25 protein-coding genes are annotated in these 24559 nt (G+C 63.8%); 7 read left to right on the top strand and 18 right to left on the bottom strand.

All coding sequences use genetic code 11. The features are described from left to right. Positions 1 to 9: 9 nt before the first annotated feature. The 3 genes from HNE_RS05255 to HNE_RS05245 form a co-directional block, all read right to left on the bottom strand. Entirely contained in the window at positions 10 to 546 is a 537-nt protein-coding gene (locus HNE_RS05255) for a DUF805 domain-containing protein (protein ID WP_035590596.1), read from the bottom strand. Positions 547 to 687: 141 nt separating this feature from the next. Then, a complete protein-coding gene (locus HNE_RS05250) occupies positions 688 to 1137 on the bottom strand; it encodes a DUF805 domain-containing protein (RefSeq protein WP_035590598.1) in 450 nt (149 codons plus the stop codon). A 153-nt stretch (positions 1138 to 1290) separates the two neighbouring features. Then, positions 1291 to 3297, bottom strand: coding sequence for an acetyl-CoA carboxylase biotin carboxylase subunit (locus HNE_RS05245; RefSeq protein ID WP_011646080.1), 2007 nt, complete (start codon positions 3295 to 3297; stop codon positions 1291 to 1293). 163 nt (positions 3298 to 3460) lie between these two features. Here HNE_RS05245 and HNE_RS05240 point away from each other — a divergent pair, with 163 nt between their 5' ends. The 3 genes from HNE_RS05240 to HNE_RS17830 all read left to right on the top strand — a co-directional run bounded on the left by HNE_RS05240 (position 3461) and on the right by HNE_RS17830 (position 6743). Then, positions 3461 to 4681: a serine hydrolase domain-containing protein gene (locus HNE_RS05240; protein WP_011646079.1), complete on the top strand. Its 1221-nt coding sequence runs from the start codon at positions 3461 to 3463 to the stop codon at positions 4679 to 4681. Between the two features lie 206 nt (positions 4682 to 4887). Further along, a complete protein-coding gene (locus HNE_RS05235) occupies positions 4888 to 5814 on the top strand; it encodes an IS110-like element ISHne3 family transposase (protein ID WP_011646078.1) in 927 nt (308 codons plus the stop codon). Positions 5815 to 6002: 188 nt separating this feature from the next. Next, the gene (locus tag HNE_RS17830; protein WP_049755031.1) at positions 6003 to 6743 is read left to right on the top strand and encodes a hypothetical protein; all 741 of its coding nucleotides are present in this window, start codon (positions 6003 to 6005) and stop codon (positions 6741 to 6743) included. A gap of 119 nt (positions 6744 to 6862) precedes the next feature. Here HNE_RS17830 and HNE_RS05225 read toward each other — a convergent pair whose 3' ends face one another. The 3 genes from HNE_RS05225 to HNE_RS05215 all read right to left on the bottom strand — a co-directional run bounded on the left by HNE_RS05225 (position 6863) and on the right by HNE_RS05215 (position 8953). Next, positions 6863 to 7327, bottom strand: a complete 465-nt coding sequence (locus HNE_RS05225) for an NfeD family protein (protein WP_011646076.1) — start codon at positions 7325 to 7327, stop codon at positions 6863 to 6865. A gap of 26 nt (positions 7328 to 7353) precedes the next feature. After that, entirely contained in the window at positions 7354 to 8319 is a 966-nt protein-coding gene (locus HNE_RS05220; protein ID WP_011646075.1) for an SPFH domain-containing protein, read from the bottom strand. A 151-nt stretch (positions 8320 to 8470) separates the two neighbouring features. Continuing rightward, positions 8471 to 8953 (bottom strand): peroxiredoxin, encoded by a 483-nt coding sequence (locus HNE_RS05215; protein ID WP_011646074.1) that lies wholly within the window; start codon positions 8951 to 8953, stop codon positions 8471 to 8473. 255 nt (positions 8954 to 9208) lie between these two features. Between HNE_RS05215 and HNE_RS05210 the strand changes: the two genes are divergently transcribed. From HNE_RS05210 to HNE_RS05200, 3 genes are all read left to right on the top strand, one after another. Next, positions 9209 to 11344: a TonB-dependent receptor gene (locus HNE_RS05210; protein WP_035590018.1), complete on the top strand. Its 2136-nt coding sequence runs from the start codon at positions 9209 to 9211 to the stop codon at positions 11342 to 11344. A gap of 5 nt (positions 11345 to 11349) precedes the next feature. Then, positions 11350 to 12420 carry a PepSY-associated TM helix domain-containing protein gene (locus HNE_RS05205; protein WP_011646072.1) on the top strand — a complete coding sequence of 357 codons (1071 nt, stop codon included), beginning with the start codon at positions 11350 to 11352 and terminating at the stop codon, positions 12418 to 12420. A 64-nt stretch (positions 12421 to 12484) separates the two neighbouring features. Next, positions 12485 to 13051 (top strand): YqgE/AlgH family protein, encoded by a 567-nt coding sequence (locus HNE_RS05200; protein ID WP_011646071.1) that lies wholly within the window; start codon positions 12485 to 12487, stop codon positions 13049 to 13051. Positions 13052 to 13057: 6 nt separating this feature from the next. Here the strand turns inward: HNE_RS05200 and HNE_RS05195 are convergent, their stop codons facing one another. The 11 genes from HNE_RS05195 to coxB form a co-directional block, all read right to left on the bottom strand. Then, positions 13058 to 13636 (bottom strand): suppressor of fused domain protein, encoded by a 579-nt coding sequence (locus tag HNE_RS05195; protein ID WP_011646070.1) that lies wholly within the window; start codon positions 13634 to 13636, stop codon positions 13058 to 13060. A gap of 5 nt (positions 13637 to 13641) precedes the next feature. Next, a complete protein-coding gene (locus HNE_RS05190) occupies positions 13642 to 14673 on the bottom strand; it encodes an EAL domain-containing protein (RefSeq protein WP_035590021.1) in 1032 nt (343 codons plus the stop codon). Positions 14674 to 14685: 12 nt separating this feature from the next. Further along, positions 14686 to 15255 (bottom strand): GNAT family N-acetyltransferase, encoded by a 570-nt coding sequence (locus tag HNE_RS05185; RefSeq protein ID WP_011646068.1) that lies wholly within the window; start codon positions 15253 to 15255, stop codon positions 14686 to 14688. A 10-nt stretch (positions 15256 to 15265) separates the two neighbouring features. Further along, positions 15266 to 16648, bottom strand: coding sequence for a threonine synthase (thrC, locus tag HNE_RS05180; RefSeq protein WP_011646067.1), 1383 nt, complete (start codon positions 16646 to 16648; stop codon positions 15266 to 15268). Further along, entirely contained in the window at positions 16645 to 17328 is a 684-nt protein-coding gene (locus HNE_RS17825; protein ID WP_083759018.1) for an SURF1 family protein, read from the bottom strand. Before HNE_RS17825 ends, thrC begins: the two co-directional genes overlap by 4 nt. A gap of 139 nt (positions 17329 to 17467) precedes the next feature. Next, on the bottom strand, positions 17468 to 18346 hold the full coding sequence (locus tag HNE_RS05170) for a cytochrome c oxidase subunit 3 (protein WP_011646065.1): 879 nt from the start codon (positions 18344 to 18346) through the stop codon (positions 17468 to 17470). Positions 18347 to 18422: 76 nt separating this feature from the next. Further along, positions 18423 to 19040 (bottom strand): cytochrome c oxidase assembly protein, encoded by a 618-nt coding sequence (locus HNE_RS05165; protein ID WP_011646064.1) that lies wholly within the window; start codon positions 19038 to 19040, stop codon positions 18423 to 18425. Further along, positions 19040 to 19213, bottom strand: a complete 174-nt coding sequence (locus HNE_RS18825; protein ID WP_011646063.1) for a hypothetical protein — start codon at positions 19211 to 19213, stop codon at positions 19040 to 19042. The genes HNE_RS05165 and HNE_RS18825 overlap by 1 nt, the downstream gene beginning before the upstream one ends. Before the next feature lies 1 nt (position 19214). Next, positions 19215 to 20171 (bottom strand): heme o synthase, encoded by a 957-nt coding sequence (locus HNE_RS05160; protein WP_011646062.1) that lies wholly within the window; start codon positions 20169 to 20171, stop codon positions 19215 to 19217. A 110-nt stretch (positions 20172 to 20281) separates the two neighbouring features. After that, positions 20282 to 21970: a cytochrome c oxidase subunit I gene (gene ctaD / locus HNE_RS05155; protein ID WP_011646061.1), complete on the bottom strand. Its 1689-nt coding sequence runs from the start codon at positions 21968 to 21970 to the stop codon at positions 20282 to 20284. Positions 21971 to 21993: 23 nt separating this feature from the next. After that, a complete protein-coding gene (gene coxB / locus HNE_RS05150) occupies positions 21994 to 22962 on the bottom strand; it encodes a cytochrome c oxidase subunit II (RefSeq protein WP_011646060.1) in 969 nt (322 codons plus the stop codon). A 152-nt stretch (positions 22963 to 23114) separates the two neighbouring features. Here coxB and HNE_RS05145 point away from each other — a divergent pair, with 152 nt between their 5' ends. Next, complete coding sequence (locus HNE_RS05145; RefSeq protein WP_011646059.1) at positions 23115 to 23666, top strand: tetratricopeptide repeat protein; 552 nt, start codon at positions 23115 to 23117, stop codon at positions 23664 to 23666. Positions 23667 to 23762: 96 nt separating this feature from the next. Here HNE_RS05145 and HNE_RS05140 read toward each other — a convergent pair whose 3' ends face one another. Beyond that, the gene (locus tag HNE_RS05140) at positions 23763 to 24518 is read right to left on the bottom strand and encodes an SDR family NAD(P)-dependent oxidoreductase (protein WP_011646058.1); all 756 of its coding nucleotides are present in this window, start codon (positions 24516 to 24518) and stop codon (positions 23763 to 23765) included. Between the last annotated feature and the right edge of the window lie 41 nt (positions 24519 to 24559).

The raw sequence follows: 24559 nt of genomic DNA, 5'->3' as shown, positions 1-24559 counted from the left end.
CTCGTCGTGTCAGGGGCGGGCGTCAGGACGGTTCCCGCGCAGTGTCGGCGGTCCGTGGCGATTGGGTTGGGGGTCAGAGCGCAGGCGGTAGGCCACAAAGCCCACGATCGCGCTGGCGATCAGCAACACGATCACATTCACCAGCGCGGAAGATTGCGCGATCTCGGGCGCGCGCCGGGCCAGCTCCTCCATCCCGGCATTGAGGCCGTTGGCCTCCATCACCTTCTGCACTTCCAGCTGGATGGCCTGCGTCTCCGGCGCCAGGATCGGCACCAGAATGGCCGAGGCGACCACATTGATCAGGAAATAGCCCAGCAGGAACACCAGCCACAGCCAGGCGCTCAGGCCCGCGTCATGCAGGCGTTTGCCGAACAGGCAGATATACGGAAACACCAGCGCATATTGCAGGATACCCGCCCCCGGCGAGGCGATCAGCGACAACACCGTCACCACCAGCATCGCCCCCGTCAGCAGCACATAGCCCTGCCCGAACGTGCGCGGCCCGATACGGCCTTTGGGATCAAAGAAAACGTGACGGAAATCCATGGGGTAGCGCTGGGGCTCTTTCTGGGTCGGGTCTAAGGAAAACGTAGGTCGGCCTTATCAATAAACGATAAAGGTGTGCAACTAAAAAAGCCGGGCACCCACGCCCGGCTTTCTGAGGTGATTATGCACTGATCCTTGAAATCAGGCAAAGATGTCGGCGCTGCCCGCACCCGGATTCTTCGGATCGGGGCCGTATTTGTTGGGGCCAGCGGTGCCCGGAATGCACGCAATCACGATCTGCGCGATCGAGGCGACAAAGTTGATCAGCGGAATGAAGCCCGCAATCACCAGCCCCAGATAAATCCAGCCGGTCTGGTTGATGTCATGCAGCCGGCGCACAAACAGAGCGATGCTCGGAATGACAATGGCCAGCCCGTAGAGGATCATGATGCCGATGAAGACAAAGCCCAGCGGTCCCATCTCGCCCGTATCCGGGTTGAGGCCGCCCAGCGCCATCAGCAGGATGACCAGAACGCCAATGACGATCAGGTTGAACAGGGCGACCCACCAGTATTCCGACCGGCGCGAACGCCCCTGAAAGTCGACATAGCGGGCGAAAAACATTTTTACGGCGTCAGGAAAGCTTACCATGGAGAGTGTCCCTTTTGGCTCCGGCGGCAGATATTGCCCCCGTCAGATGTGACAGCTGATCCATGGGTGCATCCCCCTTGCCGCCACGCGGCAGGATTACCAGACCAATCCGGTTTAGGGAACGTTAAGTTCGGCTCAGTTGCCGCCCGCCCCTCAGGCGAACTCCACCATGATCTCGTCAGCGGCAACGCTTTCGCCCGCCTTGACGTTGATCGCCTTCACCGTCCCGGTTGCGCCCGCGCGGATGATGTTCTGCATCTTCATCGCTTCCACGATACAGACCGCCTCACCTTCCTGCACTTCCTGGCCCAGCTCGACATCCATCGAAACCACCAGCCCCGGCATCGGCGAAATCACCAGCTTGGACGTGTCCGCCTTCGGCTTCTCCGGCAGGCGGCCATGCAGGTCAGCCACAAACGGCGTACACACCAGCGCGCGCAGCGCCACGCCGCGATGGCGGAACAGATAGCCCTCGGTCCGGTCGGCAAACTTCACGGCAAACGGCTTGCCATCCAGCACGCCCTCAACCAGATGCTGGCCCGGCTGCCACCGCGTAACAAAGCTGTGCGCCTTGCCGCCATTGACCGTGATCTGAGCTTCCCCATCCTTGCCGATGTCGATGGTGACGGGGTGATGCTTGTCACCCAGGATCACCACCCATTCCTTGCGGATGGCGGCAGCGGGGTTCGACATCTGATCGGAAATCTGCGCGGCCCGCCGCGAGAAGAACGCATGCACATAAGCGGCCGAACAGATCAGCTGCGCTTCCTGCTCCGGCGTCGGCTCGGTGCCCTGGAAGCCTTCGGGGAACTCGTCCTTGATATACGCCGTCGTGATGTTGCCGGAGCGGAACCGCTTCTCGTCTACCACTGCGGCAATGAACGGAATGTTGTCCTGAATGCCCTCGATGTGGAACCGGTCCAGCGCCTCGCCATGGGCGTCCAGCGCCGCGTCCCGGTCTTTCCCGTGCGTGATCAGCTTGGCGATCATCGGGTCATAGAACATCGAGATTTCGTCGCCCTCACGCACGCCGGAATCCAGGCGCACAGTCCCGCGGGCCACTTTGCCTTCCGCAGGCGGATGGAACCGCTTCAGACGGCCAATCGACGGCAGGAAGTTGCGATACGGGTCTTCGGCATAGACGCGGCTCTCCACCGCCCAGCCATTGATCTTCACGTCCGACTGCTTGATCTTCAGCTTTTCGCCATAGGCCGACAGCAGCATCTGCTCGACCAGGTCCACGCCCGTGATCATCTCGGTCACCGGGTGCTCCACCTGAAGCCGGGTATTCATTTCAAGGAAGTAGAAGCCCTTGTCCTTGCCCGAGGCGACGAATTCCACAGTGCCGGCGCTGTCATAATTCACAGCCTTGGCCAGCGCCACAGCCTGCTCGCCCATCTTCTTGCGCGTCTCGGCGTCAAGCAGCGGCGAGGGCGCTTCCTCGATCACCTTCTGGTTCCGGCGCTGGATCGAGCATTCGCGCTCGTTGAGGTAAATACAGTTGCCATGCTTGTCGCCCAGCACCTGGATTTCGATGTGGCGCGGCTCAAGAATGAACTTCTCGATGAAGATCCGGTCGTCGCCGAAAGAGGCGGTCGCTTCGGCTTTCACGGCCGGGAAGCCTTCTTCGACTTCCTTGTCATTGGCCGCCACGCGGATGCCCTTGCCGCCGCCGCCCGCAGACGCCTTGATCATCACCGGATAGCCGATCTCGCGGCTGATCTCGACGGCGTGCTTGGTGTCCTTGATGAGGTCCATATGCCCCGGAACGGTCGAAACACCGGCTTCAGCGGCCAGCTTCTTCGACGAAATCTTGTCGCCCATCGCGTCGATGGCGTGCGCATTCGGGCCGATCCAGCCGATGCCCTCTTTTTCGAGGCGTTTGGCGAATCCCGCATTCTCGGACAGGAAACCAAAGCCCGGATGGATCGCCTCGGCGCCGGTCTGGCGCACTGCGTCGATGATCTTGTCCTGAACGAGATACGACTGCGCCGCCGGCGAAGGCCCGATATATACGGTCTCGTCGGCCATCTCGACCGCCATCGAACCCGCATCCGCATCCGAATAAACCACGACCGTTTTGACGCCGAGCCTGCGGCAGGTCTTGATGACACGAACGGCGATTTCACCGCGATTGGCGATCAGGATCTTCTTGAACATGCGTCCTCGGCCCTCGAAACTGTAACAAACCCGTCTCCGTTAAGCCGCCCCTGCCCCCTTGTCCATGCTTGCCCCTCCGGCAATTTGCTGCACCGCCCCTTGCCGCCAAACCGCGCGCAACTAAAGCTGACGCCCGATAAAAAATGACGGGAGGGTCAGGTTTATGAGCGGCACACAGAAATGGGTCCGGCGCATCGGGATTGTCGGGGTTGTCCTCGTCCTTGTCCTGGGCGCCACATGGACGCTGATCGGCCCGGATTGGCGCGCCCTCCTCGCCCATCCGCCCTCTGGCCGCGACATCCTCTTCTGGTCAAATCCCCAGCGCGACGCGGCCTTCCGGATGATGGACCGCCTGCCGCTCATCATCGAATCGCGCCCCATCCCGAAGGGCAGCGCCACCCGCCCCCTTCCCGAAGGCGCCCCGCTGGACCTCTCCGCCCAGCTCGACCTTGAAAGCTATCTTGCCACCCAGAACACCGCCGCCCTCGTCATCCTGCAGGACGGCAAAATCCGCCTCGAGCGCTATGGCAATGCGTTCACCCCCGAAGGCCGCTGGACCAGCTTCTCCGTCGCCAAATCCCTCACCTCCACCCTCGTCGGCGCCGCCATCGTGGATGGCCATATCGACAGCCTCAACGACCCCGTCACGAAATACATCCCCGATCTGGCCGGCTCCCCCTATGACGACGTTACCATCGCCCAGCTCCTCACCATGACCTCCGGCGTCGCCTGGAACGAAGATTATGAAGACCCGAATTCCGACGTCGCCCGCTTCGACAGCGCCGAGCCCGAGCCGGGCAAGAGCAGCATCGTCACCTATATGCGCGGCCTCACGCGCGCCCATCCCCCCGGCGACGTCTGGAACTACTCGACCGGCGAGACCAACCTCATCGGCGTCCTCGTCAGCGAGGCCACCGGCAAGCCGCTCTCAAACTATCTCTCCGAAAAGATCTGGGCGCCCTATGGCATGGAGCAGGACGCCACCTGGCTGCTGGGCTCGGACGGCCATGAAATCTCCGGCTGCTGCATTCAGGCTTCCACGCGCGACTTTGCCCGCTTCGGCCAGTTCATCCTCGACGGCGCAATGACGGACGCCGGCCCCATCGTCCCCGCAGACTGGCTCCCCGCCGCCACCGTCAAACAGGCCGACATCGGCGAGCCGGGCTATGGCTACGGCTTCCAGTGGTGGACCTGGGACGAGGGCGCCTTCATGGCCGACGGCATCTTCGGCCAGGGCATCTTCATCGACCCCGCCCGCAACCTCGTCATCGCCTCAAACGCCAACTGGACCAGCGCGCTCGGCCTGCGCGACGGCGAATGGCCCGCCCGCGCCGACTTCTACCGCAAGGTCCAGGCCGCCATAGACGCCGAAGCGGCCGAATAGGGCCCACAAGCACAACGCCACTTACCCCTTGTATGTCATCTTTTGCCCGGCCTGCTATATTTCCGCGGTCGGCAGCGGATGAGAGCACCCCACCCCTGAGGGACACCAAGCCCGTGGGAGAGCGTGTCGCCTCATCCGCCTTGGTCATCAACCCGGACAGTCGCTTGGGCCGGCGAAAGCGAAGCCCGCATGCGCAAGGTCGGGACATGAGCGAGAGATTTGTTGGAATTGATGTGTCGAAGGAGACATTGGACGTCCATGTATTGCCGGAGGGGCGTGCCTTTGCCGTCGCGCGCACAGACAGCCTTCTGGCCGCGTTGTCGGAGCTGGGCGCGGACCTGGTGGTGCTGGAGGCCACCGGCGGGCTGGAACGGGTGGTCACCGCCGCCCTGGCCGGGGCGCAGATCCCGGTTGTTGCGGTCAATCCCCGTCAGATCCGGGACTTTGCCCGCGCCACCGGGCAGCTGGCCAAGACGGATGCGATCGATGCGGCGGTAATCGCCCGGTTCGGACAGGCGATCCGGCCGGCCCCGCGAGCCCTTCCGGACGCCGCGGCCCAACAGTTGGCAGAGCTGGTCACCCGGCGGCGGCAGGTCATCGACATGGCGGTGGCCGAACGCAACCGCCGCCGCCTGGTGACGGCCAGGCCGGCCCTGCGCAGCATCGACCGGGTGCTGAAGGTTCTGGAAGCCCAGCTGGCAGACATCGACAGGGAGATCGGGGACCGCATCCATGCCAGCCCGGCCTGGCGGGAGGCAGAGGACCTGCTCAAATCCGTACCCGGCGTTGGCGACCAGACGGCCCGCACCCTGATTGCGGCCCTCCCGGAACTAGGCACCCTTAGCCGCCGTCAGATCGCGGCCCTCGCGGGGCTTGCCCCCTTCAACCGCGACAGTGGCCAGTGGCGCGGCCGCCGCTCCATAACCGGCGGCCGCGCCGATGTGCGCAGCGTCCTCTACATGGCTGCCCTGGCCGGCATCAGGTTCAACCCAGCCCTGAAAGCCTGCTACCAGCGCCTCCGGACAGCCGGAAAGCCCGCCAAGGTCGCCCTCGTGGCCGTCATGCGAAAACTTCTCACAATCCTCAATGCAATCCTCAGAGACAAATCCCCATGGCAAACACAAAACGCTTGAAAGCGAACACAGTCGCTCTCCCGCTTGCGGGAGAGGAGGGGCCCATTGCGGCGCAATGGGAGGTGAGGGCTGAAACGCACGCCCTATCCCCCATCCCAACCCCCAAAAACCCCAACCCAATCAGCCCCCTCCCAAAAAAACACCCCCAACTTATCCACCCCCTCGCGGCCCATGGCATTCTCTACGCCATGGATACCGCCCCTCAGCCCACGGATGACACCGAAGCGCTCGACGAGCTCGACACCCTGCTCGAGCGCGCGCGTCTCTTCATCCTGGATCTGATGATCTTCGTCGATGGCATCTTCGAACGCCTCGGCAGCGTGCCGCTGAGCGCCAAGCTCGCCCGCCGCCTCACCCGCCACGCCCTTCTCCCGGCTGAAACCGCCCTGCGCCGCGCCATCCTCATTCTCGCCGCAGGCCTGCCCATGCCGGTCCTGCGCGCACCCCGCGCCGCGCCGGACACGGCACCCCCGCGGGCCAGCACCGTCTCTCCCCAAGCCACTAAGCCCCGCCCACCCGCCTTCCGCATGAGCGAGCCCCCGCCGCGCGCCCGGAACGACGACACCACCCGTCCGGACACGGCCTATCTCCCCGAAGACCAGCTCCCGCGCATCCTCGCGCTGACAGACGCCGTGCTCTACGCCCCGCCGGCGCCGCCAAAACCGCTCCCCGGCCCCCGCGACCCCACCGCCATCTTCTGCCGCCGCTACGCCGCCCTGCAAGCCGCCTTCCACGACGCACAGGGAGAAGCCCGCCGCTGGGCCCGCCGCCGCGCCCGCGCCATGGCCCGCGCCGGCGCCGGCACCCGCGCCCTCCCCCTCCCGCTGGCACTTCCCCGCCCGCGAAAATCCGCCAAACCCACCGAAACCAATCTCCTCCGTGACCTGACAGACTCCACCAACACCTGCTTCGGCCACAACACCTCCTGACGGCGGCCCGATCCGCCCTCCCCACCTCCCCCGCACCGCTGGGGAGGATAAGGGCGTTGCCCCAAACAAAAACCCCTCCGTCACCGGAGGGGTTTCTTCGTTGCACATATAGCTTCAGATCAGCCCTTGCGCACAATCGCCGTATTGCCATCCGTAGCGCTGACCGTGACCGTATCGCCCGCCAGGATCGGCGGCTCGCCGGGCACAGCTTCAGCGCCCCAGACCGTATCGCCGATCTGCACCTGCCCGGACCCGGCCACGAAATCCTTCGTCGCCTGCCCATGCTGGCCAACAAGGCCGGCCATCCGCTTGTTCAGCGTCGGATGCTCCGGCGGCGGACCCCGCCGGGAAAGGAACATCCGCCCACCGGCCACCAGCACCACTGCCGCAATGCCGAACACCGCCATCTGGCCCTGCCATCCGGCCAGCCCGTCAGGCGCCAGCCCGGCAAACAGCGCCGTCAGTATCGCCGCAATCGAGATCATCAACAGGTCAAATGTCCCTGTCATCATCTCGATCCCGAACAGCACCAGTCCCAGGGCAACCCAGTGCCACCAAGTCAGTTCACTCAGCAGAATTTCCATCCGGAGCCTCCTTCGCGCGCTCGGGTCTAATCCTCACGCCGGGTCGGCGGCACAGCGCCTTGCGGGCGCGGCGGGGCGGTCGTGTTCTTCGCGGCGTCCGTCAGTCCACGGATACCCTCGATGGTGCCGAGGATGGACGAGAACTCCGCCGGGATGATGACCGTGCGCTGCTGCGGCGAGGTCGCCAGCTTCTCGAACGCGGCCACATAGGCCTGGCCAAGGAAGTAGTTGATCGCGTTGACGTCGCCCCGCGCGATGGCTTCAGACACCATCGCGGTCGCCTTCGCCTCGGCCTCAGCTTCCCGCTCGCGCGCTTCAGCGTCGCGGAACGCCGCTTCCTTGCGGCCCTCGGCCTGAAGGATCTGCGCCTGCTTCTGGCCCTCGGCCTTGAGGATGGCCGACTGTTTCTCGCCCTCGGCGGTCAGAATTTCCGCCCGTTTCAGGCGCTCGGCCTTCATCTGCCGGGCCATCGCCTCGGTGATGTCGGCGGGGGGCGTGAGATCCTTGATCTCGATCCGCGTCACCTTGATCCCCCACGGATGGGTCGCCGCATCAATCGTGCCCAGGAGGCGCGCATTGATCTCGTCGCGGTTCGACAGCACCTGGTCGAGGTCCATCGAACCGACCACGGTGCGGATATTGGTCATCGACAGGTTGGAGATGGCATGGGTGAGATTGTTCACCTCATACGCCGCCTGCACGGCATCGATGACCTGAATGAACACGATGGCATCGCACGACACCATGGCGTTGTCCTTGGTGATCACCTCCTGCTGGGGCACCTCCATGACGGTTTCCATCATGTTCATCTTCCGCCCGATCCGGTCGATGAAGGGCGTGATGACCGAGACCCCAGGGGTCAGCGTGCGCGTGTACCGGCCAAACCGCTCGACCGTCCAGTTATGGCCCTGCGGCACGAATTTGAATGCCGAGACGATGCCGATCAGGCCGACCACCCCGATCAGCAGAAATACAGCCAGAAAGATGTCCATGGGTCCCTCTCCACAGTGACGATACTTTTGAGTTGGGGCGAGTTTGCCGTTTTTCAATAAATCTGCAACGAAAATCGGCCCACCGCGTCCCCGCAGCAGGCCGATCATGGCTGTATTCGGTAAAGGGCGCTTAACGCCCCCTTCTATCGGCTCAGAGTTGGCCGAGAAGGTAGTCGGCGGCCGACACCTTGAATTCGCCGCCCTGCTCAACGTTGAGTTCGGCCACAACGCCGTCCTTCACCAGCATGGAATAGCGCTGCGAGCGCTTGCCCATGCCAAAGCCCGATGCGTCGAGTTCCAGGCCAAGCGACTGGGCAAACGCGCCATTGCCATCTGCCAGCATCCGCACGGCTTCCTCGGCTTTGGAGGATTTGCCCCAGGCGCCCATGACGAACACGTCATTGACCGAGGTGCAGACGATCTCGTCCACGCCCTTGGCTTTGAAATCGCCCGCCTTGTCGACATAGCCCGGCAGGTGGCGCGCCGAACAGGTCGGCGTATAGGCGCCCGGCACGGCGAACAGCGCGACCGTCTTGCCGCCGAACACCTGCGCGGTGGTGACGGGCTTTGGCCCATCCACGGTCATTTCCATAAAAGTCGCTTCCGGCAGCTTGTCGCCCACTTTGATCGCCATGGCAGTTTTCTCCTTGCTTGCTCCTGCGGAGATAGGCCGCTCTTGCCTCGCCCGCAATGCTTTCCCCGAAGACGGATGCCGGACTGGCGGGCGCGAGCGTTGGCAGGGCGCGGCTGCGGCTGGCCGTCGATGTGTCCTCGCGGTCACGCCGGCCTGCGATGTGCTGCAACTACGCCAAAAGTATTTGCAAATGATTTTCATTATCGCGTATGGCAGTCCCGTTTTGAACAGTCAGTCCATATCCAGGAGCCGCCCATGAAGAACTTGTATGGCATCAGTGCCGCCGCCCTGCTGGCGATGTCCGCACCGGCCCATGCGCAGGAAAACAGCGCGGAGCCTGCAGACGATACCCGGATCGAGGAGACAGTCGTCGTCACTGCCACCCGGTCCAGCCTGCCCCCGTCGGCCCTGCCCAACACCATCCAGCTTATCCAGAACGACGCCCTGTCCCTGCAAGCCCAGCTGACCGGATCGGCCATCGAAGTCGTCTCGACCCTCGTGCCGTCTTTCTCGCCCACACGCGAAAAACTCTCGGGCGCCGGCGAGACGCTGCGCGGCCGCAGCCCGCTCTACCTGATTGATGGCGTGCCCCAGTCAAACCCGCTGCGCGATGGCAGCCGCGACGGCTACACTATTGATCCCTTCTTCATTGAGCGGGTCGAGGTGATCTTCGGTTCCAACGCCATCCAGGGCATCGGCGCCACCGGCGGCGTCGTGAACTACGTCACAGCCGCAGCCCCGGAAGAAGGCGAAGGCTGGACCGGCAAGCTGCTGGCACAGATCGGCGCAGGCTCCGGCTTCAAGGGCGACGGGTACGACTATCGGGGCGGCGCCCTGGCTGGCCGCGATTTCGGCGCGCTGGACCTGACCCTCGGCGTGGCTACCCAGAAGCGCGGCGCCTTCTACAGCGGCAACGGCCGGCGCATCGGCATCGACGGCGCTCAGGGCGAAGTGCAGGATTCCGACAGCCTGTCTTTCTTCGGCAAGGCTGGTTTTGACCTTAGTCCAACCCGCCGGCTGGAGCTGATGGCCCAGCGGTTTGAGCTTGAGGGCGACGGCGACTATGTCCTCGTCAACGGCTCCCGCGCCACGGATACACCCACCACCACCATCCGCGGCGACCAGCCCGGCGTCATCCCCACCAACACGGTTCTCACCACCTCGCTGACCTATACCGATGAAGACCTGCTGGGCGGCACGCTGACCAGCCAGGCCTTTTATCAGGACTTCGAATCCGTTTTCGGCGGCGGCAGCTTCGCCACCTTCCAGGACCCGGCCATTGCACCTGTGGGCACGCTGTTTGATCAGTCATCGAACAATTCAGAGAAAATGGGCGTGCGCATTTCGTATGAACGCACACTGGACGCTGTGCCCGGTCTGAACGTGCGCGGCGGGCTCGATGCCCTCAACGACCAGACCTATCAGGAGCTGATCGTGACGGGCCGCAACTGGGTGCCGGAAACCGAGTTCACCTCCTTTGCCCCCTTCCTGCAACTCAACCAGGCCCTCTTCGGCGAGCGTGTGTACATCTCGGGCGGCCTGCGCCACGAGATGGCGAAGCTGAAGGTCGACGATTTTGAAACGCTGTATGCCTATGGCCCACAGCAGGTCGAAGGCGGTGAACCGGAGTTTGAGAAAACCCTGTTCAATGTCGGCGCCACGGCGGAAATCGTTGACGGCCTCACCGTCTACACCTCCTATGCACAGGGCTTCACTATGGCCGATGTAGGCCGCATCCTGCGGGCCGTCAGCACCCCTGACCAGGATGTGGACACCTTCCTCAACATCGAGCCTGTCGTCTCCGACAATACCGAAATCGGCCTGGAATGGCGCCAGGGTCCGCTCTCGGCTTCAGCTGCCTATTTCTGGAGCACATCGGATCTCGGCGCGCTGCTGGTATTGCGCAATGATGTCTTTGAAGTGGAACGTCAGCGCACGGAAATTGACGGCATGGAACTGACCGGCGCGTGGGATACGCCCGTTACCGGGCTGAAGCTCTCCGGCGGGGTTGCCGTGCTTAACGGGCGCACCGACAGCGATGGCGACGACAAGGTGGATATTGACCTCGACGGCGCCAATATCAGCCCCGACCGCGTCAACCTTGCCGCTGACTATGAAACCGGCCCGTTCACCCTGCGCGTCCAGGCACGGTCTTATCTTGATCGCGCCTTCGAAGGCCTGCCGCTGAACACAGACTTTGACGGCCACACCCTCGCCGATGCCTTCCTGCGCTACTCGGCCGGGTTTGGAGACATCACCCTCTCCGCGTCAAACCTCTTTGACAAACAGTATGTCACCTATGACAGCCAGACCGTTCAGCCGACCAGCAATACGCGGTATTTTGCAGGCCGTGGCCGGATGATCACCCTCGCCTTCGAGAAATCCTTTTGAGGCTGATGCTGCTCCTGAGGACAGCGCATGCCTGGGCGGGCGCTGTCCTCTCCTTCCTGATTGCCGTGCTGGGCCTTTCCGGGGCGCTTCTGGTGTTCAGGAAGGATTATCTACGGCTGGTGTTTCCTCAGGCGCGCGAGGGTGTCTCGCTCGCCCCCGAAACACTTGGCCCGGTGATCGGCCGCATCGATGCGGAACACACGTCCCAGGGCCTGCAATACATCTCTCTGGCCGGGCCGGATTTCGGCCTGCACAAGGCCGTCTTCAAGGATGGCGGCGGCGCCTATCTCGACGCGCAGGGAAACACGCTGGCGCGCTGGGCCAAGAACGGCCGGCCGGAAGACTGGCTGTTTGACCTGCACCACTATCTGCTGGCGGGAGATACCGGAAAGCTGATCGCGGGCGTCGCCGGGGGCGCGGCCATTCTGCTCTGCCTCACAGGGCTCATCATAGTGTGGCCAAGCCTGCGGATGTTCGCCTGGCGCGTCTGGCCCAAAACAGCGATGCGCCGCGACCTGCTGGCCCAGCACCGCGACCTGGGCGTGATCTTCGCCCTGCCGATCCTGCTGATTGTGTTCACAGGATTCTCGATGGTCTATTCCGGGCCGGTGCGCGCCACGCTCAACGTGCTGACCGCTTCGCGGCCTGCGCCGCCACCCGAGCGGCCCCTGGCCGGCGCGGGAACCACAGACTGGACGCAGGTGCTCACTGTCGCCGCAGAGCGTTTTCCGGGCGCCATCCCGCGCCTTGCCAGCCCGCCACGCAGCGAAGGCGCCCCGGCCTCCCTGCGCCTGCGCCAGCCCGCAGAATGGCACCAGAACGGGCGTACCTATGTTTTCATGGACCCCGCCACGAACCTGCCCACCGGCACCTCTGACGGCATGTCCGCCACCCGCGCGGACCGGATTTTCAATGCCCTCTACCCCCTCCACTCGGCCGGTATCGGCGGGCGCCTCTATGATCTGCTGTCGCTGTTCACGGGCCTCGCCCTCACGATTCTGGGGCTGGCGGGCACATGGACCTTCCTGCGCAAGCCAAGGCGCAAAAAGAGGAAGCGCGCTGTAACCGCCGCCTGAAATGCTCCGATTTTCACTTGCAAATGCCGCGCGCCTGCCCCAGCCTTGGCCCCCGGAGCACGAGATGCAGATTGAAACGGACCTCACCGGCAAGCTGCTGATTGCCATGCCGGGCATCGGCGACCCGCGCTTCGAGCGATCGGTCATCCTTGTGTGCGCGCATACGCCGGATTTCGCGATGGGCATCATCCTGAACAAGCCGATGGACGGGATCGACCTGCAGGAAATCATCGACCAGATGGACATTCCCCAGGATGTCGATCTTGAAGGCGTGGCCATCCTCGAAGGCGGCCCGGTCGCCACCGAGCGGGGCTTCGTTCTGCATACCGATGATGTGATCTGCGACGGCGCCACGATGGAAGTCGAGGATGAGCTGTGCATGACAGCCACGCGGGAAATCCTCGCCAGCATCGCTTCGGCCGCGCCGCCGCGCAAATTCGTCATGGCGCTGGGCTATGCCGGCTGGGGCGCTGGCCAGCTCGAACAGGAACTGGCCCAGAATGCCTGGCTCATCGGCGCGCCGGATTCCGATCTCGTTTTCGGCGATGCGTATGAGCACAAATGGCGCCATGCGATGACGCGGATGGGCGTGGACCTCTCGCGGCTTCAGTCGAACGCCGGCAACGCCTGAGGCGCCTTACACCACCGGCGCGCGCAGCAGATCAAATACATCGGCGCCCGAGGATTCCAGCTTTTCTTCCAGAACTTCAACGCCTTCCTCTTCGGCAAGGCGGAATTCGGAATCCGAGATCGGAATGATCTGTAGCCAGACAGTCTTCCGGCCGTCCTGCTCGAACATGCCAAAGTCTTCATCCCAGTAGAACGGATGCACCAGCAGCAGGTGCTGCATCTGGGTGCCGGGAAAATAGGGCTGGATCACATCCGGCAGGATCGTGTTCAGCCCAATGGTCCACTCGCCCGCCTGCACTTCATGGGCAATATCGGCCAGCATCTCCACAAACGGTGTCTCGTCGCCATAAAGCGCCCCGCACAGCTCGATGCCAAAGCCCATCGGTTCCTCGTCCAGCACCAGCTCCCGGTCGCTGAGGCCAATCGTGGAGCAGGAGAGATATGTCCCCTCCGGCGCGCCGGAGGAAACAAGCACGTTCACGGACAACCCGTCATGATAGCCCTGCCCCATCACCCTGATCTCGCCGCCAAACGCATCGGTCAGGTAGGCGGCAATCGCGCGGTGTTCAGCTGTGGCCTGGCTCATTCTGGTTATCCCTTCAGGAAGGCAAGCGCCTTGGCCCCGTCCATCGGCCGGGCAAAGGCATAGCCCTGTGCGTGATCAAAGCCCAGCGCGCGCAGGCGGCTGGCGTCTTCGCGCTTCTCCACGCCCTCGGCGGTCGAGGACATGCCCAGCCGGCTCGCCAGCAGCGTGATGGTGGAGAGGATCGTGTCATTGCGCTGCTGGCCAAGGCGGCTGGTCAGGCCATGATCGATCTTGAGGCTGTCAAATGGCAGGTCCGCCAGCCAGGCAAAGGAAGAATGCCCCGTGCCGAAATCGTCCAGCACCAGCCCCGCGCCCACGGCTTTCAGCGCCATTGCAGCGGCCAGAGACTGGGTTTCGTCGCGCAGGGCCGCCTGCTCGGTCAGCTCCATCCGCAGCGCCCGCTCGGGCAGATTATAGCCATTCATCAACGCCTCGATCAGCGCCGGCAGCGTGCTCTTGGTCAGCTCCCGCGCGGTGAGGTTCACATGCATGAAGATGTCGTCGCGCTTGGCCCCTTCGCGCAGGTTCGACAGGGTCTCGGCCGAGCGGATCAGCATGTTGGAGGCCAGCGCCTGATCCTCATACCGGCTCGGCGGAGCGTTCACTTCCATCCCGTCCCAGCGCGCGAGCGCCTCAAAGCCAACGACGCTGCCGTCGCGCAGAGAGATGATCGGTTGATAGACCGGCATCAGGTCCGGGCCGGGCCGCATGTCGCTCGGGTCGATCTCCGGGAAGGTCTCGCCCGACAGCAGCATGCCGCGTGCTTCACTGTCCGTCACGAAGGCGCCGACGAAGTGGATGTCGCGGCCATTGGAGAGGCGCAGGCCGCAGCGCACCGGGCCGCCCTCGCCGGTCGACAGCGCCTTGGCCAGCCGGCCACGGCTCAGCCCCTCGACCATCTTCTCCAGCGCGTCGAGCGACCAGTCCCCCGAAAGGTCTGATAGCAGCGTGCCGGTGGGCGCCTCGATGACGAGGCGGCCTGCCTCGCCGCGCCAGTGCCAGCTGCCCTGGGGCTCATTAGGGGTGCGTTTTGCCATATATCTCGTTACCTAGCGGCGAATATCCGCCCTGACGAGAGCGAAAAGGATGTGGTCGCGGCGCTGTCCGGCAATCTCCAGATACGCGCTTGCCCGTCCCTCTTCAGCAAATCCCGTGCCTTCCAGCACACCGCGGGAGCGATCATTCTCCGGAACGATACCGGCTTCTATGCGCACAAGGTTAAGCATCGGAAACGCCCATGCGCACAGGCTTTCGACCGCTTCCTTCATATAGCCCTGCCCGGCATGGGGCGCGCCCATCCAGTAACCAAGGCTGGCACTGTTGGCCGGCCAGGGGCGCACCTGTGTCAGAGAGGCACCGCCAATCAGCGCATTGTCGCTCAGGCGCCGGATCAGGAACACATAGCCGCTGCCCGCTTTCCAGGCCTTGGTCCAGACCTGGACACGCCGCTGCCAGTCCTTGCGGCTCAGCGCGTCGCTGGGCCAGCTCGGCTCCCATGGCTCAAGGTAATCGCGGCTCACCGTGCGAAGGGCCGCCCATTCTTCATAGTCGGATTTCCGCGCCGCCAGCAGCGCCACCCGCTTGCCCGCAATCACCGTATCGAGCGGAACAAACGCCATGGCAGACGCCCTAGCCAGCGAAGGCGGCGATTCGGGCGCGGACGGCTGCCGGATCGGAAGCAAACCGCTCGAACACCTCCCCGCGATCAACCAGCTCGGCGCAGCGGCTGGGCAGCGGCGCATCCTCCCCGGTCGCTTCCTTGACCGTCTCAGGGAATTTCGTGGCAGCTGCCGTGGCCAGAACGATTGTGGCGACAGCGTCAGACGGCTTCAGGCGGCGCGCAATCTGCGTGCCCACCGCCGTGTGCGGACAGATCAGCCAGCCGGTCTCCTGCCGGAAACGCTCCATCTCGGCGAGGGTATCGGCATTGCCCACCGACGCCGCCGACAGCCCCGTGCAGGAGAGGCGCGCCCTGGCCGCCTCGGGAATGTCCACCTCGCCCTGCTGGGCATAGGTCTCGTAAGTGCGGCGCACCGCGTCGGCGTCCCGGCCGGTCACTTCAAACAGCAGGCGCTCGAAATTAGACGGCACGGAGATGTCCATCGCCGGGCTGGGCGTGGCCACAGCCGCCTGGCGGGTCATCTTGCCGGTGTTGAACACGCGGGCCAGCGTGTCGTTCTCGTTCACCGCGCAGTGGATTTCGAGGCCACCCGGAAGGAGGCCGCAGCGGGCGGCAACATAGCCTGCCAGCGCGTCGCCCATATTGCCGCTGGGCACCACAAAGCGCAGCGGGCGGTGGCCCAGCTGGGCGCTGGCGGTGGCGTAGTAGACGGACTGGGCAGCAATGCGCGCCCAGTTGATCGAGTTGACACCTGAGAGGCCAACACTGGCTGAGAATGCCTTGTCCGCGAACATCGATTTGACCATCGACTGGCAGTCGTCAAAATCCCCATCGACCGAGATATTGAGGACGTTCTCAGCCCCGGTGGTGGTCATGAACAGGCGCTGGACCGGCGAGACCCGCTCATGCGGATGCAGGATCACGAGGCGCACATTCTCCGCGCCCGCAAACGCGCCGGCGGCGGCCCCGCCGGTATCGCCGGACGTGGCGCAGGTTACGGTCATCCGCTGGCCGGAAAGGCCGAGGAGATAGTCATAGATCTGGCCGATGATCTGCATCGCCACATCCTTGAAGGCGAGCGTTGGCCCGTGGTGCAGCTCCATCAGCCAGAGACCCGGCCCGGCCTGCGTCAGCGGGGCAACCGAGCGGTGGGCAAAGCGGTCATAGGCCTGCGTGCAGAGGCGGCGCATCACGTCGGTGGGAATCGCGTCGCCGGCAAAGGCGGAGAGGATGCGCGCGGCGGTCTCGGCGTAGGGTTCACCCGGCGTGGCGGGGGCAATCTGCGGCCAGCTCTCGGGCACGTAGAGGCCGCCGTCCGTGGCAAGGCCCGCCAGGCAAGCGCCTGCAAAATCAACAGGTTCCGCCTGACCTCTGGTCGAAATATACTTCACTGGATGTTCTCCCGCCTGAAACGCAGCCGCCCGCGCTGGTGATGGAAGGCCAGATACACACCGATCAGCGCCATGGCGAGGCCCCACCAGGTGATTGCATAGCCAAAATGCCGTTCGGGCGGCAGGCGGGCGCTGTCACCGGGCTGAAGGAGGGGATTGGGAACGGGCTGAGGGGCCGGATAGTCCGTGCGCATCAGGGTTTCGGGCTCGAACACACGGGGGATAACCCGCGCGGCCTGATCGGCCGGCAGGGCCGCAGCAAGGGTCGCCGGATCGAGGGTGTAGTAGAGGCCCTTCTCCGGTTCATCCGGGGTGGTGAAGGCGTTGCGGCGCTGGGGCGGATGCCACAGGCCGCGCAAAGTGAGCGTCTCGGAAACTGTTGCAACCGCTACAGGAGGCGCCTCGATCGAATAGTGGATGGAGACCGGCAGGAAGAGGATGCCCTCGGCCGTTTCAAAGGCGGTGACCTGACGCCAGGCGGCATCGCCATCGGCATAGGCGTAGACAATCCGCTCGGTGCCGGGGAGCGTTTTCCCTGTGGTTTCAGCCCATTCGGGCACCGCATCCTTGAGCGCCATCTTCTGCTCGTAGCGGGCCCATTGCCAGTTTCCGAACAGGATGAGGATGGCGAACGCGATCACGCTCAGCACGGTCATGACGGGTAAAGGGCGGAACATCATGGGTCAGATCCAGGACAAATTCGGACAGATCAGGACAAACTAGGACAAACGGGACCGCCAGAAAGACAAAGCCCGCCAGCGTGGAAACACCGGCGGGCCAGATTGTGTCATCCATCACCGCCAGGGGGCGGCAGCGGACCTAGTGGCCCCCGCCATGCACCAGATGCGGCGCGACATAGACGAAGGCGAAGAGGAAGAGCCACACCACGTCCACGAAGTGCCAGTACCAGGCGGCAAATTCAAAGCCGAGGTGCTTCTTCGGGGTCATGTTGCCGGCATACATGCGGATCAGGCAGACGATCAGGAAGATCGTGCCGATGACGACGTGGGCGCCGTGGAAGCCGGTGGCCATGTAGAAGGCCGAGCCATAGAGCGTGCCATCAAACGAGAAGCCGGCATGGCTGTATTCGAGGACCTGAAGCGCGGTGAAGCCGAGGCCGAGCAGGATCGTGAGGATCAGGCCGAGCTTGGCGCTTTTCATGTCGCCATGGGCCAGCGCGTGGTGGGCCCAGGTGACCGTGGTACCCGAGAGCAGCAGGACGAGGGTGTTCATCAGCGGCAGATGGAAGGGGTCAAACGTGGTCACGTCTGCCGGGGGCCACTGAGCGAAACGGTTCAGGCCATCGGCGAACAGGGCGTTGGCCGAATCCCAGGTGGCGCCAACGCGGGCGTCCCAGAAGATGGAGAATTCGAAGAAGGACCAGAACCAGGCCACGAAGAACATGATCTCCGAGGCAATGAACAGGATCATGCCATAGCGCAGGCCGATTTCCACCACGGGGGTGTGATCGCCGATGCGGCCTTCCTTGATGACCGTCGCCCACCAGCCGAACATGACCCACAGGACCATGGCAAAGCCGATGGCCATGAGCCACCAGGAGCCTTCAGCCAGGCCAAAGAGGCCTTTCATGTAGGTTACGCCGCCAATGGCGAGAACGGTGACCGCCAGCGAGCCGAGAAGCGGCCACGGCGAGGGGTTCACCAGGTGATAATCGTGTTTGACGTCGCTGCCGGCCATAATCTCAATCCCCTCCGGAATCGCATGCATTTCTCTGGCGCTGTTTATCGCCAGCGCGCGCTATTTCGCAACTGTTTCAGCCGGGCGTGGCCGGATTTGCCGCACCCCCGCCCGGAACGGCGGCGGGCGCGACACCCGGCGCCGTGCCCGACACTTCCGTGCGTGGCCCATTATAGGTGCCACTGTCAAAGAAAGTGTAGCTGAGCGTGATGGTTTCGAGGTTCTTCGCCACCCGGTCTTCGATCATGTTGGGCGAGATGAAATAGACCACCGGCAGCTTGCGCGTTTCGCCTGCCGCGATGACGCGTTCGGAGAAGCAGAAGCATTCCAGCTTGTTGAAGTACGGGCCCGCCATATGCGGGGTCACGTTATAGCTGGCGATGACGCGGATTTCCGAATCGGTCGGGTTGGTCACCTCATAGAAGGCCAGGCCATGCTGACCGATCTGGACGGTCTGGGGCCCCTGAAGCGGGCGGAATTCCAGCGGCGTATCAGCGACGTTTGCGTCGAAGCGGACTTCAACCGTCTGCTCCAGCATTTCCTTGGGGCCTTCGGTGGCGACACGGGTGGTGCCGCCAAAGCCGGTGACTTCGCAGAAGGCCGAATAGAGCGGCTCTGCCGCGAAAGCGAGGGTGAGCATTCCGGCGGCAAAGCCCCCGGCGATCAGGCCGATTTTCGCGTTTGAAAGACCCATTACATCCGCCCCGAAATACCGGTGCCGGTCGCCAGCCGGATAACGGTGGTGATCATCACCAGCACGACAAACCCGCCCAGCGCCAGGCCGAGCCAGACATTGCGCTTCTTGCGGGCGGCCAGTTCTTCCGGCGTGAACCGGCGGACATCCGGCTTCAGCGTGGGGTCTTCCATATCAGGCTCCAAAGACCGGGAAGTGCAGCCCGGCAGCATGCTCCACCAGCACTGCGCCAAATAGGGCGAAGAGGTAGAGAATCGAGAAGAGGAACGCAGTGCGGGCGAGTTTCATGTCGCCCGCCGGGGCGCCGTCATCGCCCGCCTTCGAGCGCAGGATGGCGACCGCATAAGCCAGGAAGACCAGTCCCAGACCGCCGGCGACTGCGCCATAGATCCAGCCGCCCAGACCGGTGGCCAGAGGGGCAAGCGAGACCGGGATCAGCACCAGCGTATAGACGAGGATCTGGAACCGCGTGGCCTTGGCGCCGTGGGTGACCGGCAGCATGGGCACGGAGACCTTGGCGTATTCCTTGTGCGCCAGCAGCGACAGCGCCCAGAAATGCGGGGGCGTCCAGAAGAAGATGATGGCGAAGAGAATCCAGGCGTCGAGCGGCGTATTGCCGGTGACGGCGGCCCAGCCGATGACCGGAGGGAACGCGCCTGCCCCGCCGCCGATGACGATATTCTGCGGCGTCGCCCGCTTCAGCCACATCGTATAGATGACGCCATAGTAGAAGATCGAGAAGGCCAGCAGCGCGGCGGCGAGCCAGTTGGACGCCAGCCACATCAGCATCACCGAGACGCCCGACATGATGAGGCCCATTGTGAGGGCCTCTTCCTTGGGCACGGCGCCCGACGGGATGGGGCGCGTCGAGGTGCGGCTCATGATGGCGTCGATGTCGGCGTCATACCACATGTTGATGGCGCCGGCCGCGCCCGAGCCGAGCGCAACGGCCAGCACGGCAATTGCCGCCATGGCCGGGTGCATGGTGATGCCGGTCATACCGCTGGCAGCGGCGAGACCTGCTACGGCCGTGAACACCACCAGCATCATGATGCGGGGCTTCATCAGGTTCACATAGTCAGTCGCCGTAGCGGGGCGCTTGGTGGGGGTTGCGGCGGTCAGCTCTGTCATCTCCGGGCCTCTCTCAGGCCGTTTTAAACGAAGCGGCCCGCACGCTGATGCGCGAGGGCCGCCCCGGTTGGTTCAATTCTCCAGCCCGGTGCGGCGGGCCTGATCGGTGCCTAGTGGCCGCCCTTGGTGTTGACCACCGGCAGTTCGTTATACTGGTGGAAGGGTGGCGGCGACGGCAGGGTCCATTCCAGCGTCGTGGCGCCTTCGCCCCAGGGGTTGCCGCTTTCATCCGCCTTGCGGCGCTGGATGAAGGCAACGGCCAGCGAGAAGAAGAAGATCAGGGTGGCAACGAGGGTGACCGCGTAGCCGATCGACGACCAGTGGTGCCAGGTGGCGAAGCCGTCTGCATAGTCGATGTAACGGCGCGGCATGCCCTGCAGACCCAGGAAGTGCTGCGGGAAGAACAGGAGGTTCGAGCCGATGAACATCAGCCAGAAGTGCAGGCCGCCCAGGAAGCTGTTGTACTTGATGCCGAACATCTTCTCGAACCAGTAGTACCAGCCCGCGAAGAGGCCGAACACGGCGCCGAGCGACAGCACGTAGTGGAAGTGGGCCACCACGTAATAGGTGTCGTGGAGGGCATGGTCGACACCGGCGTTGGCCAGAACCACACCTGTGACACCGCCCAGTGTGAACAGGAAGATGAAGCCGATGGCCCAGAGCATGGGCAGTTTGAAGTCGATCGAGCCGCCCCACATCGTCGCGATCCAGGAGAAGATCTTGATGCCGGTGGGGACCGCGATGACCATGGTGGCCGCCACGAAGTAGGCTTTCAGGTCAACGTTCATGCCGACGGTGTACATGTGGTGGGCCCACACGACGAAGCCGATGACGCCGATCGACACCATGGCGTAGGCCATGCCGAGATAACCGAAGATCGGCTTTTTCGAGAAGGTCGACACGATGTGGCTGACGATGCCGAAGGCCGGCAGGATCATGATGTACACTTCGGGGTGGCCGAAGAACCAGAAGAGATGCTGGAACATCACGGGGTCGCCGCCGCCCGCTGGCACGAAGAATTGCGAGCCGAAGTTACGGTCGGTCAGCAGCATGGTGAGCGCGCCGGCGAGCACTGGCAGAGCCAGAAGCAGCAGGACGGCAGTGATCAGCATGCCCCAGGCGAACAGCGGCATCTTATGCAGCGTCATGCCGGGTGCGCGCATGTTCAGGATGGTGACGATGAAGTTGATGGCGCCGAGGATGGACGCGATACCGGCGGTGTGCAGCGACAGGATCAAGAGGTCCATCGACGGGCCGGGGTGGCCGGTCGAGCCGGAAAGCGGCGGATAGAGGGTCCAGCCGCCACCGAAGCCGTTGCCGGCGGAGCCGCCCGGAACCGTCATCGACAGCACCGCGAGGATGAAGGCCGCAACCGTGAGCCAGAACGAGATGTTGTTCATCCGCGGGAAGGCCATGTCCGGCGCGCCGATCATCAGCGGCACGAACCAGTTGCCGAAACCGCCGATCAGCGCGGGCATCACCATGAAGAAGATCATGACGAGGCCGTGATAGGTGATCACGACGTTGTAGAAGTGTTTGGCAGCCGCGACGGCGGCATCGCCCTCAAGGCCGAAGAAGGTGGTCTGAATCCACAGCATCGGGCCAATGCCGGGAGCGGCAAGCTCCCAACGGATGAGGCCGGACAGCGAATAACCGACGACACCCGCGATGAGCGCGAAGATCAGGTACAGCGTACCGATGTCCTTGTGGTTCGTTGAGAAGAACCAGCGGGTAAAAAAGCCGGGTTTGTGATCGTGGCTGTCGTGGCCGTGATCGAGGGCGACTTCGTCCATAGGCATGGGAAAGGCTCTTTCTCTCGGAACTAGTTAGAAGCGAATTTAGCGCCGGCGTCAGCCGAGGCAATCTGGCGGACCGACGCGGCAGCGCCGTCAAAGTCTCCGGCCTTCATCATCTCGGCCCAGGCGTCAAACTGTGCCTGTGAAACGACGCGGACCTCGATCGGCATGAAGGCGTGGTCGACACCGCAAAGCTCGGAACACTGACCGTAATAGACGCCCGGCTCCTTGACGAGGAACCAGCCCTCGTTGAGGCGGCCGGGGATGGCATCGACCTTCACGGCGAAGGACGGGACGGCCCAGGAGTGGATCACGTCAGCGGCGGCGGTGTAGAAGCGGACATAGCGGTCTTCGGGCACGACCATCGGATAGTCGGTGGCCAGGAGGCGCAGGGCGCCGGCCGGAGCATCGGCGTCGCGCGAGGTGCCTTTGTGGAGACCGTTGGACACGAACTCGACCGGGATGCCGGCGTCATCGACGATGTCGGCATAGGTGTAGGTCCAGTTCCACTGGTTGCCCTGGATCTTGACGTTGATGAAGCCTTCTTCGGCCGCATCAGGGAAGTAGTTCTGGGTGTAGGCCTGATGCTCGGCGGATTTGCCGTCTGCCAGCAGCTGTTTGGAGGTGGCGACGATCTGGCCGAGATTCGGCGTGACGTTCTGATAGTAGAGGTTCGGGAAGGACAGGCCCGCAATGCCGACCAGGATCAGCGCCGGCACAACCGTCCACACCACTTCGATCATGGTGTTGTGGCTGAACTTGCGGGAGACCTTGTTGGCCTTCTGGTTGTAGCGCACCACGATCCAGATGATCAGCGCCAGTACCAGCAGCGTGATGGCCGTGATGATCACCAGCAGCACATTGTGGAAGTCATGCACACGCTCAGCGATTCGGGTCGCAGCGGGTTGCATATTGATCGCGCCATCTACGGGCTCGGCCGCAAAGGCAGGTCCGGCCAGCAAGGCAGCGGAGAGGGCGGCAAGAATGTGTCGCACGGATTCAACCCCAATTCGTCTCAATTTGGCCTCTAACTATACCAGCCGCGCCGGGAACCCCAGCGTTTTCCGCGCTCAAAATTGTCGCAGCGCATCGCCCGGCCGGGGGGCGCGTGCTATACTTGCCTTATAACGAAATATGGGAGGTAAACATGATCCGTACAGTTGTATTTGCGGCGGTTCTGGTCGCCCTGACCCCCGCAGCCACCGCGCAAGTGACCGTCCTGGGCGGGGGGCTCGCCAAGGATTGTTACGAGGCGGCGAAATACAGCCTGCTTTCCGGCCCCGCCGCCGAGGAGCTGTGCAGCCGGGCGCTGGCGCATGAGGCCCTCAACCTGTCCAACCGCGCCGCCACCTTCACGAATCGCGGCGTGCTGCGAATGCGGCAGGGCAAGCTGGACTCAGCGCTGAGCGACTACGCCTCCTCCAAGCGCATATCGCCCGATTCCGGGCCGACCTGGCTGAACGAAGGCGCCGCCTATATCCTTCAGCAGGACTATAACTCGGCCCTCGTGTCGCTCGACAGGGCGATCGAGCTGGAGTCCAGCGACCTCTATGCCGCCTACTACAACCGGGCCCTGGCCCGCGAACGCACCGGCGATGTGGAGGGGGCCTATTACGACTTCGTGAAGTCCAAGGAGCTGAACCCGGAATACACCCCCACCGATGACCAGCTCGCCCGGTTCACGGTGGAGACGAATTGAATCAGATTGGGCTGAAACAGATCTGGCTGAAACAGATCGGGGCGGATGTTGGCCACCCGCCCCGAATCCCGACTCGAATATTGCGCCCGCTATCGCTCAGGCGAGGAAACCGCCGGAGATGTCCAGAACACCCGCCGCGATGTAGCCCGCATCCGGACCGGCGAGGAAGGTGACCGCGGCGGCGACCTCTTCCACCGTCGCGATCCGCTGGATGGCATGGGCTTCCATCAATCCCGGAGGCAGCTGGTCGGCAACGGCCGCGTTCATATCCGTCCGCATGATGCCTGGCTGGACGACATTGACGGTGATGTTGCGCGGACCAAGATCGCGCTGAACGCCCCTGGCATAGCCGGCGATGGCGGCCTTCGTGCCCGAATAGTCGGCGACGCCAGCGAACGGCACCTTGCTGCCAAGACCTGACCCGATGAAGATGATGCGCCCGCCATCCGTCAGCTTGCGGGACGCGGCGCGTGTGGTTGCCACAGCGCCCAGCACATTGACCTGCCACTGGCGGTCATAGGCTTCGGTCTCCAGTTCAGGATCATCAACCGTTCTGCCCTGCACCGCGATGGCCGCGTTGTTGACCAGAATGTCGAGCTTTCCGAAATGCGCCATAACGGCATCCACCAGCGGCCCGGCGGCGGCCGTATCGGCCTGATCACTGCGGACGGCGAGCGCGCGGACGCCTTTGGCTTTCAGCTTTTCGACAACCGCCTCGGCCTTTTCCGCCGACGCGACATAGCTGATCGCAACATCGGCGCCCTGATCTGCCAGCGCCTCAGCAATGGCCGCGCCGAGACCGCGCGAGCCCCCGGTGACGAGGGCCACCTGGCCCTTCAATTTGGTCGACATGGAAATCCTTTCCGTGATCTCTGAAACGCTGCTTTCCTGAA

Source organism: Hyphomonas neptunium ATCC 15444 (assembly GCF_000013025.1).
Classification (GTDB): Bacteria; Pseudomonadota; Alphaproteobacteria; order Caulobacterales; family Hyphomonadaceae; genus Hyphomonas; species Hyphomonas neptunia.
The sequence above is the reverse complement of the archived record's forward strand: the minus strand, read 5'-3'. Positions and strand labels throughout refer to the sequence as shown.